We start from the raw sequence: 15,689 nt of genomic DNA on the forward strand, positions 1-15,689 counted from the left end.
GCTAGCTCCCAGCCACCCAGACATTTTCTACAGCCTCTGGGGACAAATATGCGCAGCCTTCTTTCTTTCACTTCCGTTTTAGCACTCGTCAGCGCGCAAGCCGTCTGGGCGCAAACGGCGGACCAGTTCCTGTTGGGGACAATTGTCCTTGAGACATCCAGTGCAAATGATGTTGGCGTGGATGCCGATGATCTTGAGCGTAACGACCCCGGTGATCTGCAAGACGTGTTCAAAAACGAACCGACTGTATCGGTCAGCAGTTCCGTGCCGCTTTCGCAGAAAGTATTCGTGAACGGGATCGAGGAAACCAACCTTGCCACGACGATCGACGGCGCCCGCCAGAACAACAAGATTTTCCACCACAATGCGACAACCTACATTGATCCCGAGATTCTGAAACAGGTGCGGATTGACCCCGGCGTTGCCCCAGCGGATGCAGGCCCCGGCGCGCTGGCGGGTTCCATTGGATATGAAACAAAAGACGTCGACGACCTGCTTGCGCCCGGGTTGGGTTTCGGCGGGATTCTCAGCAGTGAATACACCTCTAACGGGGATGGGTTTTCAACCAGCCTGACGCTGTTCGGGCGGAGCGGCCCTGTCGAGGCGCTGGGATATGTGAAGGTTGCCAATGGCGACATCCGAACTAATGGCGATGGAAATGACATTCTCGGTTCTGCGGCCGGCCTGCACAGCGGGTTGTTCAAGGTTGCGTTGAATGCGCAAAACGGTGGCCGTTTCGAGCTGTCTTATGAGGATGTCGAGGATGACGAATTGCGCCCTTATCGCGCTGATATCGGCCTGTTGGCTGGTGGGCGTCCGGTGCCGGCAACGCGTCGCTATGTCCTGAACCGGCGTAACCTTGCCTTTAACTACACAACAACCCAGACAACCGAAATGTGGGACCCCAAGTTCTCGCTGAGCTACAGCGTGACGGACCTTGGTCTGTTGGAGGATTCACAGCAGTCCGATGGCACAACTGACAGCATTTCAGGGTCCTTTCAAAACACCTTCACCTTGCAGAATGGCAGTGTAACGGCAGGTATGGATTTCTATCGGGACGAAGCCGAGAACATCTATCGTAGCTTTTCCAACCCTGCTTTCAACCAAGCCAGCACAGAGAAATCCCGCAATGTCGGCATCTTTGCCCAAGGGCGCTTTGATCTGGGTGACCGGACAAAGCTGTCTACGGGGCTGCGCTATGACTGGAACAAGTTGACCGGTATCGAGGGCAGCACATTTTCCGACAGCGGTCTGTCGGCCAATATTACCGGGGAGTTTGCGGTCAATGATATCCTGACCCTCAGCGCCGGTGCTTCAAGCGTTTGGGGCGGTATCCCCTTGGCTGAGAATTTCATCTTTAACACGGCCTGGGTCTATCCCGACCATCTTGAGGCGGTAACGGCCAAAAACTATTTCTTGTCGGCGAACGCAGACCTTGGCGCGTGGAACCTGAAGGCGAAACTGTTCCGCACCGATCTCGAAAACGCCCGTACGGCCAGCTATCGTGCGGGACCGGGGGTAACGGCGGACGCGTCGTCCAAAGGGTTTGAACTGGGCGCGTCCTATGCATGGGAACGTGGTTTCTTCAGCATCGGTTACTCGGATATCGACAGTACAGTGAACGGTTTCCCGGCGGACGGCTTCACCGGACGTTATCTGACCCAACCTTTCGGCGAGATGCTGACCATGGCTGTCGCGCATGAGTTTGAGCAGCATGACCTGACTGTGGGTGTGGATGCGCAATTCGCCTTCTCGTTACAGGGGTCTTATGCCGGCGCTCCGACCAATGTCATTGAAAGCTATGAGGTGGTGAACGCCTTTGCCGAATGGAATCCGAAGCAATACAAGAATTTCACACTGCGCGGTGAGATCAACAATGTCTTTGATCAAACCTACGCAGAGCGCGGTACCTATGGACAGGAATTCGCAAATGACGGCGTGACCCCGCTGTATGAGCCTGGCCGTTCAATCTCTATCCGAGGAACCCTGCGGTTCTAAGGAGTAGACCCGTCCGCCGGTGCCTCCCTCGGGCCGGCGGACGGAGATTTTAGGCCGACCAGTTCATATTTTTGAAGTCTTCGCGGAAGGCAAAACGTTCAAGGTGACTGTCGATCACGCCTTTTGCACTATCCGTAGCTGCGTCGTGCAGCAGGTCGAACTGGACGGTCAACGTGGTGTCATCCGCCCGAAAGTGGGCCGGGCCAAAGATGAAATGCGCCGTGCCTTCCGTCTCGGTATATTCCACTTCGATTTTATGCCCGAAGTGTTTGCACAGCTGACCAAGGTACTTTGCGGCATTGGGTGTCTGAAAGGTTCCTGTAAGAGGCATATCGTATTCCTGACAAAATTTGTTAACTATGTCTGGACTCGCGCGTTTTGGCCGATTAATCAACTCGAAACCCGCACGCCACGTTTCGACCCAGCCAAGCGGCCTTTCTCAAAAAGGACGAAACATGTTGCGCAATTTCCTTATTTCACTTGTCGTTCTCGCCGCTCCCGCGTTTGCAGATACGGTCGAGATCGAAACCATTCGTGGCCCGCAAACGGTCGAGAAGAACACCGAAACTGTGGTGGTTTATGACATTGCTGCGTTGGATACGCTGGACGCTTTGGGCATTTCTGTCGATGGCGTGGTCAGCTCGCTTTATGTTCCGTATCTAAGTGCTGGTGATGCCCGAGTGGTTGGGACCCTGTTTGAACCGGACTATGAGGTTCTGGCCGAAATTACCCCCGATCTGATCATCGCGGGTGGGCGGACACACGAGGCCGTGCCGGACCTTGCGCGCATGGCACCAACCATTGACATGACCATCTGGCAAGACGCTGTTGGTGAAGGACTGGCGCGGCTTGCGGCCTATGGCAAGGTGTTCGGGAAAGAAGCGGAAGCCGCCAAGCTTGCCGCAGACTTTGACACCAAATTGACACGCGCCCGAGAAAGCGTAGCAGGACAGGGTGGCGCATTGATCCTGATGACAAACGGGCCGAAAATCTCCGCCTATGGGACAAGCGGGCGGTTTGGTTGGATGCATCGGGCATTGGGGCTGAGCGAAGCTGCGCCGGACATCGAACAGGCTAGCCATGGCGAGGCGGTCAGTTTTGAATTCATCCGCGATGCAAACCCCGATATCCTTATTGTGATTGACCGGCTTGCCGCGATTGGACAGGACGGGGCGGCGGCCAAGGCGACGCTGGACAACGCGCTGGTACATGAGACCGCTGCGTGGAAGAACGGGCGCGTCGTCTATCTTGACAGTGCGGCGACATATGTCGCCAACGGTGGCATCCAGTCGCTCAACCTGTTTCTCGACCAGATCCTTGCTCTCTTTGCACAGGGGTGACGCTGATGCGCGCGGCTTTGTCTGTTGGGGTGCTGGCTGCGCTTGTGGTGATGTCACTGATCACGGGCATCATTGATCTGCGCGGTGATGATAATGCGCTGAGCCTGCTGATGGTCAGCCGAATACCGCGCACCGCCGCCGCCCTGATCGCAGGGGCCGCGCTGGCAATTGCCGGGGCAATCATGCAGATGCTTGTGCGCAACCGGTTCGTGGAGCCGATGACCGCGGGGACGGGGCAGGGGGCGGCGCTTGGCATTCTGGGCGCGATCCTGTTTTTTCCCGGTGCGCCGGTTCAGGTTCAAATGGGTATCGCGGCGGCAACGGCGCTTGTCACCAGCCTTGGCTTTCTTGCTATGGTGCAGCGCTTGCCAACGACCCAGCCTCTGCTGGTGCCGCTCGTTGGATTGATCTATGGCGGGCTTTTGGCGGCGGTTGTGACGTTTGTCGCTTATCAGGCCGATCTGCTGCAGTTCATTGACATCTGGATGAACGGAGAGTTTTCCGGCGTTTTGCAAGGGCGCTATGAACTGCTTTGGATTGCGGCAGCGGTCGCGGTCGCCGCCTATTTTATCGCGGATCAATTTGCCATTGTCGGCATGGGGCGCACGATTTCGGTCAACCTTGGCCTGAAATACCGGCAAGTAATGGCCTTGGGGTTATGCGCCATCGCGGTGATTTCGGCATTGACGGTTGTGACGGTTGGGGCGATCCCTTTTGTCGGTCTGGTGGTGCCCAATATTGTGTCGCGGCTTTATGGCGACAACCTGCGCCAAACGCTTCCGTTGACCGCGCTTTGGGGCGCTGGGGCTGTGTTGCTCTGCGACATCCTTGGGCGGGTATCGCGCTATCCGTTCGAGATCCCTGTGGGCACGGTTTTTGGTGTGATCGGCACGGCGGTCTTTCTGGTATTACTCTATAAACGGCCAGCGCATGAGCGATCGTAACCTGCTCCTGCTGCTCAGTGGCCTCGCCTGTCTTGCGATGTTTGGTTTTATGACGCTGGGCGTGCGGGCACCTTGGGGTTTCGTCTTGCCGTTCCGGGGCGAAAAGCTGGTTGCGCTTATTCTCGTCGCGCTGGCGGTTTCCACCTCGACAGTCTTGTTCCAGACGATCAGCTTTAATCGTATTCTGACACCTGCGGTCATGGGATTCGATGCGCTTTACCTGCTGTTGTTGACGCTGGCGGTGTATGGGTTGGGGGGCATCGGATTTACCGCCCTGTCGCCTGTCGCGGTCTTTGCCATCACTTCTGGTGTGCTTGTTCTTGCTGCGCTGGCGTTGTTTGGCACGCTCTTGGGGCAGGCCCGTGCCGATCTGCTGCGGATGATCCTGACGGGGATCATTTTCGGCGTTCTGTTTCGATCAATCACCGCATTTCTACAGCGGATGATCGACCCCAATGAATTTGCCGTCATTCAGGTGAATGCCTTTGCCCGGTTCAACACCATTGAAACTGACATCCTGATCCTTGCCGCGCCAATAACCCTTGTTGCGTTGATGCTGTCCTGGAGAATGCGCCGCCGCCTTGATGTGATCTCGCTGGGGCCGGCCACGGCAACCTCGCTGGGGGAACGGCCCAAACAAGGACAGATGCAGGCACTTGCGCTGACTGCGGTGCTTGTCTCGGTTTCGACAGCCTTTGTCGGGCCGGTGGTGTTTCTGGGGTTGCTGGTTGTCAGCCTTGCCCATGCGATCCGGCCAACCCCGTATCATGCGGTCTTGCTGCCCGTAGCGGGTTTGATTTCGGTCATCACGCTTGTCGGTGGACAGGCCGTGCTTGAGCGGGTGCTGGGTCTGAATACCCCCCTGTCTGTGGTGATCGATCTGATCGGGGGATGCGTATTTTTGATCCTTGTCTTGAAGGGAACCCGCACATGATCAAGGTTGAGGGCGTCACATATCAAATCGTAAGGCAGGAGATATTGTCGGACGTCTCAGTTAATATTCCTAAAGGTGGCGTTACCGCGTTGATCGGGCCGAACGGTGCCGGCAAATCAACGCTGCTGTCCCTTATCGCCCGGCTTATGCCGCTGCAAACCGGCACGATCCATGTTGATGGGCAAGCTATCGGTCAAACGCCAAGCGATACGCTTGCCCGTAGTCTTGCGATTCTGCCGCAGGCCAGTGATATCGCCCCCAGATTGACGGTTGCACAGCTGGTCCGGTTTGGCCGTTATCCTCACAGTAAGGGCCGCCCGACACCGGCCTGTCTGGAAAAGGTTGAGGAAGCGATGATGCGGTTTGACCTTGGCGCACTGCAAGACCGGATGATCGACACGCTTTCCGGCGGACAGAGACAGCGCGCGCTGATCGCCATGTCCTATGCACAGGATACCGATTATCTGTTGTTGGATGAACCCTTGAACAATCTCGATATTGCCGCTGCGCGCCACCTGATGAAGCTGTTGCAGACCATGGCCCGTGCCGAAGGCAAAACGATCCTTATTGTCTTGCATGACATCAACTATGCAGGGGCCTATGCGGATCGGATTGTCGCCATGCGCAAAGGCCGGATCATGGCAGAAGGGCCGCCCCAGTCTGTGATATCAACGCAGGCATTGGCAGAGATTTTCGATACCGACGCGCATGTGGTTTTGCAGGACGGGCGACCGCTCGTTATGGTCTAAACAACGCGGGCGACAAAAGGCATCGCGCGCCGGCCAATGTCTGGTAGCAGGGAGGGGCGTCAGTATTTATTGCTATCGCCGGCTGGTCATTTAACTGGCATTAAGTTTACAAAAAAAGTCAGAAAATTACGGGGCCTTGGCCATCAATTTAAAATATTGATTTTCCGTCATTATTCAAGATTTACTCGCCAATAAAGGTCATGGAAAATCGCCCAACATCTCTGAAATGGTGACCTGTTACCTTGAATATGCAGGCGATTTACGCGAAAAGATCAGAAAATAGGAACCCAGCCAAACAGCCTGAGCTACAGCGCTGATCGTCAGGCCGCCTGCATCAATTTTTTGAAAAGGACCCGGCTATGAATTGCCTTGTGAAATGCGCCTGTGCGTTGGGGTTGACGGTGTCTGGCGCGGCTCTTGCGCAGGAAACCGACCTTGGTGGACGGATTGCCGTTGAGTTGAACGCGGCACAGACAACCGATACCGCCTGCACGCTTACCTTTATGATCACAAACGGGTTAAAGGCGCAGGTGGATCGGGTTGTTTATGAAACGGTCCTTTTCGACACCAAGGGCCAGGTGAACCGCCTCACCCTTTTTGACTTTGGCACCCTGCCGGTTGCACGGCCCCGTGTGCGGCAGTTCTCTGTGCCGGAACTGACCTGTGACCAATTGGGGCGTGTGTTGTTCAATGGGGCCAATACTTGTGACGGTGCTGACCTGGACAAGGGAGACTGCGCACGCGGTCTTGATCTTTCTACACGCACTCAGATCGAGGTGATCGGATGATCCAGAATTGGTTTGAACCCCTGCGCCAGATTGCAGAGGTCGGTGGTCCGGTTGTGGTGATCCTGATGGGTGTGGCGGTGCTGACACTTGCTGTTGCGCTTTACAAGATATGGCAATTCTGGGTGGCAGGCGTTGGTCGGCACCTTGCGTTGAAGGAAGCGGTCAGCGCATGGGATAGTGGCAAGCGTATTGGCGCGCGGGCGGCGCTTGCGCGTTCGACCAGCTATCTCGCACCGGTTGTGGACATGGCGTTTCTTTGTGGTGATGCACAATATGACAGGCTGCTGGCCGAAGCAGAAACCCGCTTTGCCAAACTTGAGCGCGGGTTCCGCTTGTTTGATTCCGTGGCCCAATTGGCCCCGCTGCTGGGGCTGTTTGGCACAGTTCTGGGAATGATCGAAGCGTTCCAGTCCCTGCAAGACGCGGGTTCTCAGGTCGATCCGTCGATCCTTGCCGGTGGCATCTGGGTGGCCCTGCTGACCACTGCTGTCGGTTTGGTTGTAGCAATGCCCACGGCCTTGATCCTAAGCTGGCTGGAAGGCCGGATGGAGGCAGAGCGGGTGATTGCAGACAAGGCGATCCTGACCATCCTGCACCCTTCTGACAATAACCCCGCGGTAACGGCTGATGCGGGGCCGGACCATGGCTAGGCTACGGACACGGCGGCGCAAATTGTCGATGACGTCCTTGATCGACGTGATCTTCCTGCTGCTGCTGTTTTTCATGCTGACCTCGACCTTTTCAAAGTTCGCCGAAGTGGAGTTGTCAGCGGCGGGGGCGGGCGCTGTTGCCAGTCCGGATGCGCCGCCGCTGTTTATGCAGCTTGGGGCAGATGATGTGCGGTTGAATGGCGATCCGGTTGCCCTTGATGCCTTGGGGCTGTCTCCGCTGGCGAAAGCGGAGCAAGGGACCACCCTGCTGGTCAGCCTTGGCACCGAAGTTGATTCACAGCGGTTGACCGATCTGTTGGTTGCATTGCGTCGTCTGCCCGCCCTGCGCGTGACGGTCTTAGGAGGCTGAAGGATGCGCAAGCTGTCTAAGGGTAAACCACAGCGGGAACCGACGATTGCCTTGATCAACATCGTCTTTCTGATGCTGGTTTTTTTCATGGTGGCAGGCACTTTGGCGCAGCCATTGGACCCCGCGCTCAAGTTGGTTGAAACGGCCGATCTGGATGGACGGGCCCCGCCAGATGCTTTGGTGGTACATGCCGATGGGCGTCTGTCCTATCGCGGTGACGATCAGCCGGACGCAGCCGGGTTTTTAGCGATTTTGGACGCGCAGGAACGCGAGGTGGTTCGTCTGGTTCCTGACCGCGCATTGCCTGCAAAAACCCTCGTTGCGCTGACCCGCGAGCTTCGTGCCGCAGGGGCACAGAAAGTCATGCTTGTGACAGAAAGGGCGCTGAAATGATCCGTACCTCCCCCCTTGCCAAAGTCGTTTCATTCGCGCTTTCCTCGGCCCTTGTGGTTGCAACGGCGCACTATGCATTCCCTGACCAGAAGATAGAGATCGCAGGCGGCGGCCTTCCGGTTGAGGCGCGTGCAGGATCGGCCTTTGAGGATATGGCGCAGGGTGTCATGACACCGGACGCTGTTGATGATGCGCCCCTTACGCCGGCCCCGCCTGTAGAAACAGCCAAACCTTTGGCGGCAGAGGTGTTGCCAAAGCCACAGGTGGAAGCCGCGCTTCAACCTCCGATTTCGACGGTTGTGCCTGCCGCACGTCCGGCCCAGGCACCAACAGTCAAACCGGTGCCTTTGCCTCTTGCTCCTGCGGCTGATGCGATTTTGCCGGCGGTTGTGCCGGATGTAACGCCGCCACAGGTTGCAACACCCAGCGCCGAAACGGTTGCCCCCACCCAGACCATTGTTGCTGAGACGCCCGAGGCGACGGCGCCCCCGCAATCGATCAGGCCGCAGCGGCGCGATCCAGTGAAGGCCGCGCAAGTCGCAGCGGCCCGGCCAAAGCCGAAACAAATCAAAGTGGCGCGCAAGCAGAGACCGAAACAGAAAACCCGACGTGGCAATGCCAAGCAGAACAACACTCAAGGTGCAAGAAATGGCACCAGCAATCAGGCCAAAGCACGCAAGTCGGGACAGGGGAAACGGGTGGCGGCGCAGGCTGGCAACGCGGCGCGTGACAATTATCCGGGAAAGGTCATGCGCAAAATCAGCCGCGTCCGCAAACCTAACGTACGTGCGCGCGGTACTGCTGTGATTGCGTTTCGAGTGTCTGCCAGCGGGGGATTGTCAGGTGTTTCAGTGGCGCGCAGCTCCGGCTCTGCCGCACTGGATCAGGCGGCCATGCGGGTGGTGAAAAAGGCCGCGCCCTTTCCCAAGCCACCGGGTGGCGCGCGCCGCAATTTTTCGATCCGGATCAAGGGGCGCTGAGTTTAGGGGCAGACCCTAGGTTGGCGCGGCTTGCGAAAGATGTGGCAGGATGAACCAGTTTTCCGGCGATGGTGTGCGGCAGCTTTCGATGCGACAGCCATACACCCGGCTTAGCACATCGTCGCGCAGGGTCTCTGACACGGCACCGGCGGCGGCGAGGCGGCCGTCATGCATCACCAGCACCTGATCAGCGAATAATGCGCTTAGGTTGAGATCATGCATCACTGTTAGCACACCACCGCCCTGGTCGGCAAAGTCGCGGGCGATTTGCATGACCTGTAACTGATGTGCGATGTCGAGGCTGGACACGGGTTCATCCAGAAACAGCCATCGCGGATGCGGGACCGGATGTGGTGACCAGACCTGACATAGGACGCGGGCCAGTTGCGCACGCTGTTGTTCCCCACCTGAAAGCTCTTGATAGAGACGTTCCTCGTAGCCGCCCAAGCCAACCCGGGCGAGGGCATTTCGGGCGGCAAGGTCCGACCCCGCCCCGCGTAAGCGCAATCCCAGCCGCACCACCTCAAGCACCTGAAACGGAAAGGACATAGGGGTTGATTGCGGTAAGACCGCGCGCATATCAGCGAGGGTTTGCGGGGCGGCGGTATGCACATTTGTCTCACCCAGAAATGCAGTACCGCTGGACGCGGCTTCGCCCGTCAGCGCTTTCAGCAGGGTGGACTTGCCAGATCCGTTCGGCCCGACAATCGCGGTCAGCTGGCCGCATTTCGCGGTAAACTCGATGTCGCGCAGGATTGTCTTGCGCCCGATGCGGACGCCAAGGTTTTGCACCACTAAATCGTTCATAGGTCTACGACGCTCCGGCTGCGCAGGAGGATCCACAAGAACACCGGTGCGCCGATCACGGCGGTTACAATCCCTATGGGAAGCTCTGCCGGGGCCACAACCAACCGCGCCACAATATCAGCGGCGAGCAAAAGGGACGCGCCCAGTAAGGCAGAATTCAGCAGCAGCCCGTGGTGGTCCGGCCCGGTTGCCAGTCGCAAAAGATGCGGCACGACGATCCCGATGAACCCAATGCCGCCAGAAACCGCGACAGCCGCTCCGGTTGCGGCTGACACGGTCAGGATGACGGCCATTTTCAGCTTTTGCACCGGAATGCCCATGTGATGGGCTGATGCCTCGCCCAAGGCCAGCGCATTCAGGCCGTTCGCCAAGGTCAGACCAACGGCGGTCGCGCCGGTAATCACCACCCCTGCGATCAGGGTCTTGTCCCAGCTTGCGCCCGAAAGCGAGCCAAGCTGCCAGAAGGTGAGTTCGCGCAGTTGCATGTCATCAGCGTGAAACACCATCAAACCGGAGAGCGCGCCGGCAAGTGCAGCGAGCGCAATGCCGGCAAGCAACATTGTCGCAACAGAGGTGCGCCCTGACCGTGTGGCCACGCGGAAAAGTATCAGCATACTTGCCCAGGCACCGACAAAGGCAAAGATCGGCAGCAGGGCAGGGCCGAGGAAGGCGGTAAGCCCTAACGGCAACGCGCCACCCAGAACAATTGCGGCAATCGCGCCAAGGCTGGCACCCGAACTCACACCCAGAATCCCCGGATCGGCCAGCGGGTTGCGAAACAGCCCCTGCATGATGGCACCGGAAACGGCGAGAGCCGCCCCAACGAAAATACCCATCAGGGTGCGCGGGGCGCGGATGTCCCACAGCACTACGGCATCAATCCGATCAAGCGGATGCCCTTGGGCCAATTCGAACAATGCATCCCAAAGGGAGGCACCAGAGGGGCCGGTGGCAAGGCTGGTCAGGGCCACCAGAATCAGCAAGAGACCAAGCACGACATGCGCCGCACGGGCCAAAAAACGTCGGTCGCGGGGTGTGACGGGTGTTTGCGCCAGTGCGACCATCAGCTGCCCCCGCTCAGGGCGCTGTGCAATGCGGAAATCGCCTGTGGCGTCCGAGGGCCAAAGCCCAGCAACAAAAGACCGTCGATGCGCACCACAGCTTCGTTCCGCGCGGCAGGTGTTTGCGCCAGCGCGGGCAGTTTCCACAGATCGTCGTTGGTGCCGGCGTGGCTAGTGCGCCGTTCCATCATCAGGATGACATCAGGCTGGGCTGCGGCGATGGCCTCTTCGGTGACCGGTTTGTATCCGGCAAAATTTTGGATGACGTTGGTGCCGCCTGCCAATCCGATAATTGCATCCGCGCCGGTGTTGGTGCCCGCTGCCAGAATGCGACCGCCCTGAAGACTGAGGACAAACAGAACCCGCCGCTGATCCACCGGACGCGCCTTAACCGCAGCAATGGCATTTTCGAAATCGGCGTCGACTTTCTGAGCCAGCGTCTCTGCCCGTTCCGGCACGCCCAATGCCGCACCGACCAGGTGGATTTTCTCCAGCACGCCAGCGCGGCTATCGGTTTCGGGGATATCCACATAAGGGATCGAGGATTTTCGCAGCACATCCACCGCCGTGGCCGGGCCGGCCCCTTCCTCGGCGATCACAAGTTCGGGGCCAACCGACAAGACACCTTCGGGTGACAGGGCCCGCACATAGCCGACATCAGGCATGGACAGAGCTTCGGGTGGATAGACCGATGTGGTGTCGCGCGCAATCAGTCGGTGTTGTTGATCCAGCGCATAGACGATTTCGGTGATGGACCCGCCGATGGATACGATATTGCCAACCTTGTCCTGCTGTTCTGCATGAACCTGCCAGCCGAATGCCGCGACAAAGAAGGCGATGCCGGCCCCGTGTACAAGGCCAAGTGGGTTTGGCCGGAAGGACAGGCGTTTCATGACGCGGCCTCCATTTCGAGGGTTTCCAGATCACTGACCAAGGCACGCCATGCCGGACGGCTGTCGCGGCCTTCTTTCGGAACGCCGAACACCTGAAAAATCAACCCGCCTTCTGCATCAAAGGCTTCTACTGACATGGCTGCGCCGCGTTGGGTGGGTTTGTCTACTGCCCAGACCTCGGCAATGTGATCCAGCCGCAGATGCATGTTGAAACGGGGATCCATCACATTCTGCCATGGCCCCATCGGGCGGAGGTTTTGCAAGGGTCCGGTATGAATTTGAATGCAGCCCCGGTTGCCAACAAAGAGCATCACTTCGGTGCCGGTTTCCTGCAACTTCTTCAACATTGTATCGACTACGGTCGGGACAAGGGGTCTGACAAAGGGTGCGCCCGCAATGCGGTAAGCCCCCAGACGGTTCATTTTGAGCTTTGACGTCAGGCGCATGAACTGGTGGGTGTCTGTCATCCGCCCCCATTCCTTGCGCAGGGTCTCGACCTTTGAGAGATCTGATTTGGCAACCTCTGTGGGTTTGCGCGGGGCGACCTGAAGGGCGGGCGACACATCATCCAGACTCATGATGCCCTTGGCGGTTTGCCAAGCTTTGATGTCTGAGCTGTCGCGCAAGAAAATCTTGTGGACCGCATCTCCGGCCGCATCGAACACCTGAAGGGAACGGCGTGTGCCGCCTTCCTCAAGCTCTTTCTCGACCATGAACCCATGTTGCCAATGGGACGGGAAAATCCGCAGGTCAATGTCTTCGGTAAGAACCATCGCGGCATGGGCACCGGGGTGGTAGTTTTCATAGGTGCCGGTTTTTTCATGCACCACGGAAGGGTTACGCGTCAGTGCCATCACCTCGCCAAAGGTCTGGGCGGCATGCATCACCTTGTCCGGGTGTGCGATGACGGGTGTGACACCCTGCCCCTGATGCGCGGCCAGCAACTGGGCTTCGGAGATGCCCAGTTGTTCGGCAATATCGCGTTCCCGCATTTTTGATTTTTCTGCGACGGCCTGACGAATTTCTTCGGGAGTTGGTTGAGTCATATGCGCCATAGGGTCCTCGTGTGTTAAAGGGCCTGATGGCTTGGCTACCGCAAGGCAGCATTGGCTACAGTCTGGTTAGGATCAGTATTGTTGACACTTTTAGTCGGATTAATTAATCAGTGCAAGTGATGAAGCGGGTGACCGCTCGCTCTAACTCTGCCGAACGCCAGCGACCTGCAAGCAAGTGGCCCATGCACAAAGGGACAAGCCTTGCATTATCCATCCTTACGCGCCTGTCTGCGCGCCTCGACTGCTGCTATTCTTCTTCTTCCACTTGCCCTGCCAGTCGCGGCGCAGGATACCGCTGCTGCTCAGGATTTGGGCACGCTTGTCTTGGGGCAAAGCAAGCGGGATGTTGAAACCAAGTCGGCGGTTTCCAAGACCACAATCGACCAGACCGAAATTCTGGACCGGCAGGCAGGCACTGTTGCCGAACTGTTTGATTCTGTTCCCGGCGTGGCCCTTGTAAATGGGGCGACGGCGCAGGGATCGGGGATCAACATCCGTGGCTTTGGGGCGAACTCTACATTCGGAACCGATCAGAAGGTGCTGATCCAGATTGACGGGGCGACCAAAGGCAGTGAAGAACTTTACCGTATCGGCACCCAGCTTTATACTGATCCGTTCCTTTACCGCGAGGTCGAGGTTCTGCGCGGCACAATTGGATCATTCGAATATGGTTCCGGTGTGTTTGGCGGGACTGTACTTTTGGAAACCGTTGATGCGTCAGACCTGACAGCGGGCAATCCGGGTTTCGCGGGACGTCAGACGTTTGAGTATAACAGCAATGGCGAGGGTTTTGTGACCTCGACCATTCTTGCCTATCAGATGGGTGAGGATGCTGAGTTCCTGTTGAATTACACCCGCCGGATGCTGGATGTGCGTGAGGATGGTGACGGGAACAAGATCAATCCGGCTGCTGGCGCAATCAATGATCCGTCATGGTTGTTGAAGGGCAAATTCCATTTCGGGGAGGCCCGTGATCACAGCCTGACCGTCAGCCTGTCCGAGACCGAACAGGAAAGCAGCGATGTGCCTTATGACACCTTCGGAAAGTCCTCATTTGGTAATGTGGATCGGTTCATCGAAAACCGGGTTGCATCCTTGCGTTATAGCTACACCCCGGAAGACAATGACTTGGTCGATTTGTCGGTCGAGCTGACCTACTCCGACGAAGTGGTCAACAGTGAGGCGGTTGATCGCACGCTAGGGCGGCGATCCTTGGGCCTTTTGGATGCTGATAACCGGTACGAGACGACCACGCTGCGCCTTAAGAACACCGCCTTGTTTGCGACGGGTGGCATTGAGCATGAACTGCGTGCGGGGCTTGAGTTCGTCAAACGTGAACGCAAGGATGCGAAAGCGGGGTCCGCACCGGGTGGCACAAAAGACGTGATTGCGGTTTTCGCAGTGGACGAGATGCAGTTTGGCGAGAATTTCACGCTGACACCCGCCCTGCGATATGAAACCCAGACCATCAAAGAGGCTGCGGTAAACGGAACCGATAGCTTTGATGCGGATGCGCTGATGGGCGGGCTTTCGGCGCGGTATGCCTTTGGCAACGGATGGGCGGTTTACGGCTCTGCGGCCTATACCGAGAACCTGCCGATTGTGGACGATATTCTGAACCCGGTTCTGATCAACCAGTCCGAAAAAGGGACAATTTACGAAATCGGTACAACTTTCGATCGTGAAAGCGTCTTTCAAAGTGGCGACACGCTGGCCTTCCGTCTGGGGTATTACAAGCAGGACCTGCGCGACTTGACGACCTATGGAAGCTTTACACCCGGTGCTTCGCTGGTGGCGGTCGAACGGGATGGTTGGGAGCTTGAAGCCGCCTATGCCATGGATACCGGATATTATGTCGATCTGAACGCGCATGTTTCTGACGGCACATCGCGGACTGAAAGCGGTGTCGAGGCCGGTTGGCGTCAGAACCCGCAGGATACTTTGCGCCTGACACTTGGTAAGAAATGGGGGCAGGAATGGGATGTAAGTTGGGAAACCGAGTTTGCAGCCGACTATAAAACGGCCGGCACGGTCACCGACGACGGCTATACCGTGCATAATCTGCGTGCCACATGGATTCCGCAAAGCGGCGTTTTGGAAGGGTCCATGGTGCGTTTTGGTGTCGAGAACGTGACGGATCGTCAGTATACGCCACGTCTGTCAACCCGGCCTGCGGCGGGGCGCAATTTCAAGGTATCTTTGTCGACGACATTCTGATCTCGGCCCTAAGCCAGCCAGTCACGGGGTTAGCGGTTAATGCTGGCCCCGTTGTGCTTTCGCAATGTAAACGGGCTCTTTGCGATTGCCAGAATTTTCCTTTGAACTGCTGGTTCAGTCGGGCAATCAACGTGAAAATATCTTTGATATCTTGACACCCGGCGGTGACCGTTTAATCGTGCCGGCGATGGTTACCTTGTTTCACTCAAGGGATTAAAATGGGAATACGGTGCGACAGGGTTTGCCTGTTTAGGCCGTGACTGCCCCCGCAACTGTAAGCGCAGAGCGACGCCAAAAATACCACTAGTCAGAAAAGGCTGGGAAGGTTGGCTAGCAGAGACGCGCAAGTCAGGAGACCTGCCATCCTATTGTGAACCAAACCGGGACGGGGCGTCCTGAACGGAGGCTCTGATGGCGCGTTTCCCGCGTGTTGACAAAACGGACCGTTCTTGCTCGCGCTTGATCCCAAGCGGAGTGGGCGATGGCGATTTTCACTGAACCTGCGTATGC

At 57.5% G+C, this 15,689-nt stretch carries 16 protein-coding genes and 1 riboswitch; of the genes, 11 read left to right on the top strand and 5 right to left on the bottom strand.

The annotated features are described in order from the left end of the window. Positions 1-48: 48 nt before the first annotated feature. The gene (locus HKX44_RS11605) at positions 49-1,998 is read left to right on the top strand and encodes a TonB-dependent receptor (RefSeq protein ID WP_276151486.1); all 1,950 of its coding nucleotides are present in this window, start codon (positions 49-51) and stop codon (positions 1,996-1,998) included. 49 nt (positions 1,999-2,047) lie between these two features. Here HKX44_RS11605 and HKX44_RS11610 read toward each other — a convergent pair whose 3' ends face one another. Continuing rightward, positions 2,048-2,329, bottom strand: a complete 282-nt coding sequence (locus HKX44_RS11610) for a DUF2218 domain-containing protein (RefSeq protein WP_276151487.1) — start codon at positions 2,327-2,329, stop codon at positions 2,048-2,050. 124 nt (positions 2,330-2,453) lie between these two features. Here HKX44_RS11610 and HKX44_RS11615 point away from each other — a divergent pair, with 124 nt between their 5' ends. From HKX44_RS11615 to HKX44_RS11655, 9 genes are all read left to right on the top strand, one after another. Further along, complete coding sequence (locus HKX44_RS11615) at positions 2,454-3,338, top strand: siderophore ABC transporter substrate-binding protein (RefSeq protein WP_276151488.1); 885 nt, start codon at positions 2,454-2,456, stop codon at positions 3,336-3,338. Between the two features lie 5 nt (positions 3,339-3,343). After that, positions 3,344-4,282, top strand: coding sequence for an iron chelate uptake ABC transporter family permease subunit (locus tag HKX44_RS11620; protein ID WP_276151489.1), 939 nt, complete (start codon positions 3,344-3,346; stop codon positions 4,280-4,282). Then, a complete protein-coding gene (locus tag HKX44_RS11625; protein ID WP_276151490.1) occupies positions 4,269-5,216 on the top strand; it encodes an iron chelate uptake ABC transporter family permease subunit in 948 nt (315 codons plus the stop codon). Before HKX44_RS11620 ends, HKX44_RS11625 begins: the two co-directional genes overlap by 14 nt. Next, a complete protein-coding gene (locus tag HKX44_RS11630; RefSeq protein ID WP_276151491.1) occupies positions 5,213-5,965 on the top strand; it encodes an ATP-binding cassette domain-containing protein in 753 nt (250 codons plus the stop codon). The genes HKX44_RS11625 and HKX44_RS11630 overlap by 4 nt, the downstream gene beginning before the upstream one ends. Before the next feature lie 359 nt (positions 5,966-6,324). Next, positions 6,325-6,753, top strand: a complete 429-nt coding sequence (locus HKX44_RS11635) for a hypothetical protein (protein ID WP_276151492.1) — start codon at positions 6,325-6,327, stop codon at positions 6,751-6,753. After that, positions 6,750-7,403: a MotA/TolQ/ExbB proton channel family protein gene (locus tag HKX44_RS11640; RefSeq protein WP_276151493.1), complete on the top strand. Its 654-nt coding sequence runs from the start codon at positions 6,750-6,752 to the stop codon at positions 7,401-7,403. Before HKX44_RS11635 ends, HKX44_RS11640 begins: the two co-directional genes overlap by 4 nt. Beyond that, positions 7,396-7,773, top strand: a complete 378-nt coding sequence (locus HKX44_RS11645; RefSeq protein ID WP_346348182.1) for a biopolymer transporter ExbD — start codon at positions 7,396-7,398, stop codon at positions 7,771-7,773. The genes HKX44_RS11640 and HKX44_RS11645 overlap by 8 nt, the downstream gene beginning before the upstream one ends. A gap of 3 nt (positions 7,774-7,776) precedes the next feature. Next, positions 7,777-8,166, top strand: a complete 390-nt coding sequence (locus tag HKX44_RS11650) for a biopolymer transporter ExbD (protein WP_276151494.1) — start codon at positions 7,777-7,779, stop codon at positions 8,164-8,166. Continuing rightward, positions 8,163-9,146, top strand: coding sequence for a TonB family protein (locus tag HKX44_RS11655; protein WP_276151495.1), 984 nt, complete (start codon positions 8,163-8,165; stop codon positions 9,144-9,146). The genes HKX44_RS11650 and HKX44_RS11655 overlap by 4 nt, the downstream gene beginning before the upstream one ends. 15 nt (positions 9,147-9,161) lie before the next feature. Here the strand turns inward: HKX44_RS11655 and HKX44_RS11660 are convergent, their stop codons facing one another. Genes HKX44_RS11660 through HKX44_RS11675 form a run of 4 tightly spaced genes read right to left on the bottom strand, consistent with a single transcriptional unit; the run spans position 9,162 to position 12,953 of the window. Then, positions 9,162-9,953 carry a heme ABC transporter ATP-binding protein gene (locus HKX44_RS11660; RefSeq protein ID WP_276151496.1) on the bottom strand — a complete coding sequence of 264 codons (792 nt, stop codon included), beginning with the start codon at positions 9,951-9,953 and terminating at the stop codon, positions 9,162-9,164. Then, positions 9,950-11,017, bottom strand: a complete 1,068-nt coding sequence (locus HKX44_RS11665; protein ID WP_276151497.1) for an iron ABC transporter permease — start codon at positions 11,015-11,017, stop codon at positions 9,950-9,952. Before HKX44_RS11665 ends, HKX44_RS11660 begins: the two co-directional genes overlap by 4 nt. Beyond that, complete coding sequence (locus tag HKX44_RS11670; protein ID WP_276151498.1) at positions 11,017-11,907, bottom strand: ABC transporter substrate-binding protein; 891 nt, start codon at positions 11,905-11,907, stop codon at positions 11,017-11,019. Before HKX44_RS11670 ends, HKX44_RS11665 begins: the two co-directional genes overlap by 1 nt. Further along, a complete protein-coding gene (locus tag HKX44_RS11675; RefSeq protein WP_276151499.1) occupies positions 11,904-12,953 on the bottom strand; it encodes a ChuX/HutX family heme-like substrate-binding protein in 1,050 nt (349 codons plus the stop codon). Before HKX44_RS11675 ends, HKX44_RS11670 begins: the two co-directional genes overlap by 4 nt. A 210-nt stretch (positions 12,954-13,163) precedes the next feature. Here HKX44_RS11675 and HKX44_RS11680 point away from each other — a divergent pair, with 210 nt between their 5' ends. After that, complete coding sequence (locus HKX44_RS11680) at positions 13,164-15,179, top strand: TonB-dependent receptor (protein ID WP_276151500.1); 2,016 nt, start codon at positions 13,164-13,166, stop codon at positions 15,177-15,179. A gap of 171 nt (positions 15,180-15,350) precedes the next feature. After that, a riboswitch (cobalamin riboswitch) is annotated at positions 15,351-15,559 on the top strand. Positions 15,560-15,689 lie beyond the last annotated feature (130 nt).

The sequence above is a fragment of the Sulfitobacter sp. M05 genome (assembly GCF_029285175.1).
In the GTDB taxonomy this organism is placed as follows: Bacteria; Pseudomonadota; Alphaproteobacteria; order Rhodobacterales; family Rhodobacteraceae; genus Sulfitobacter.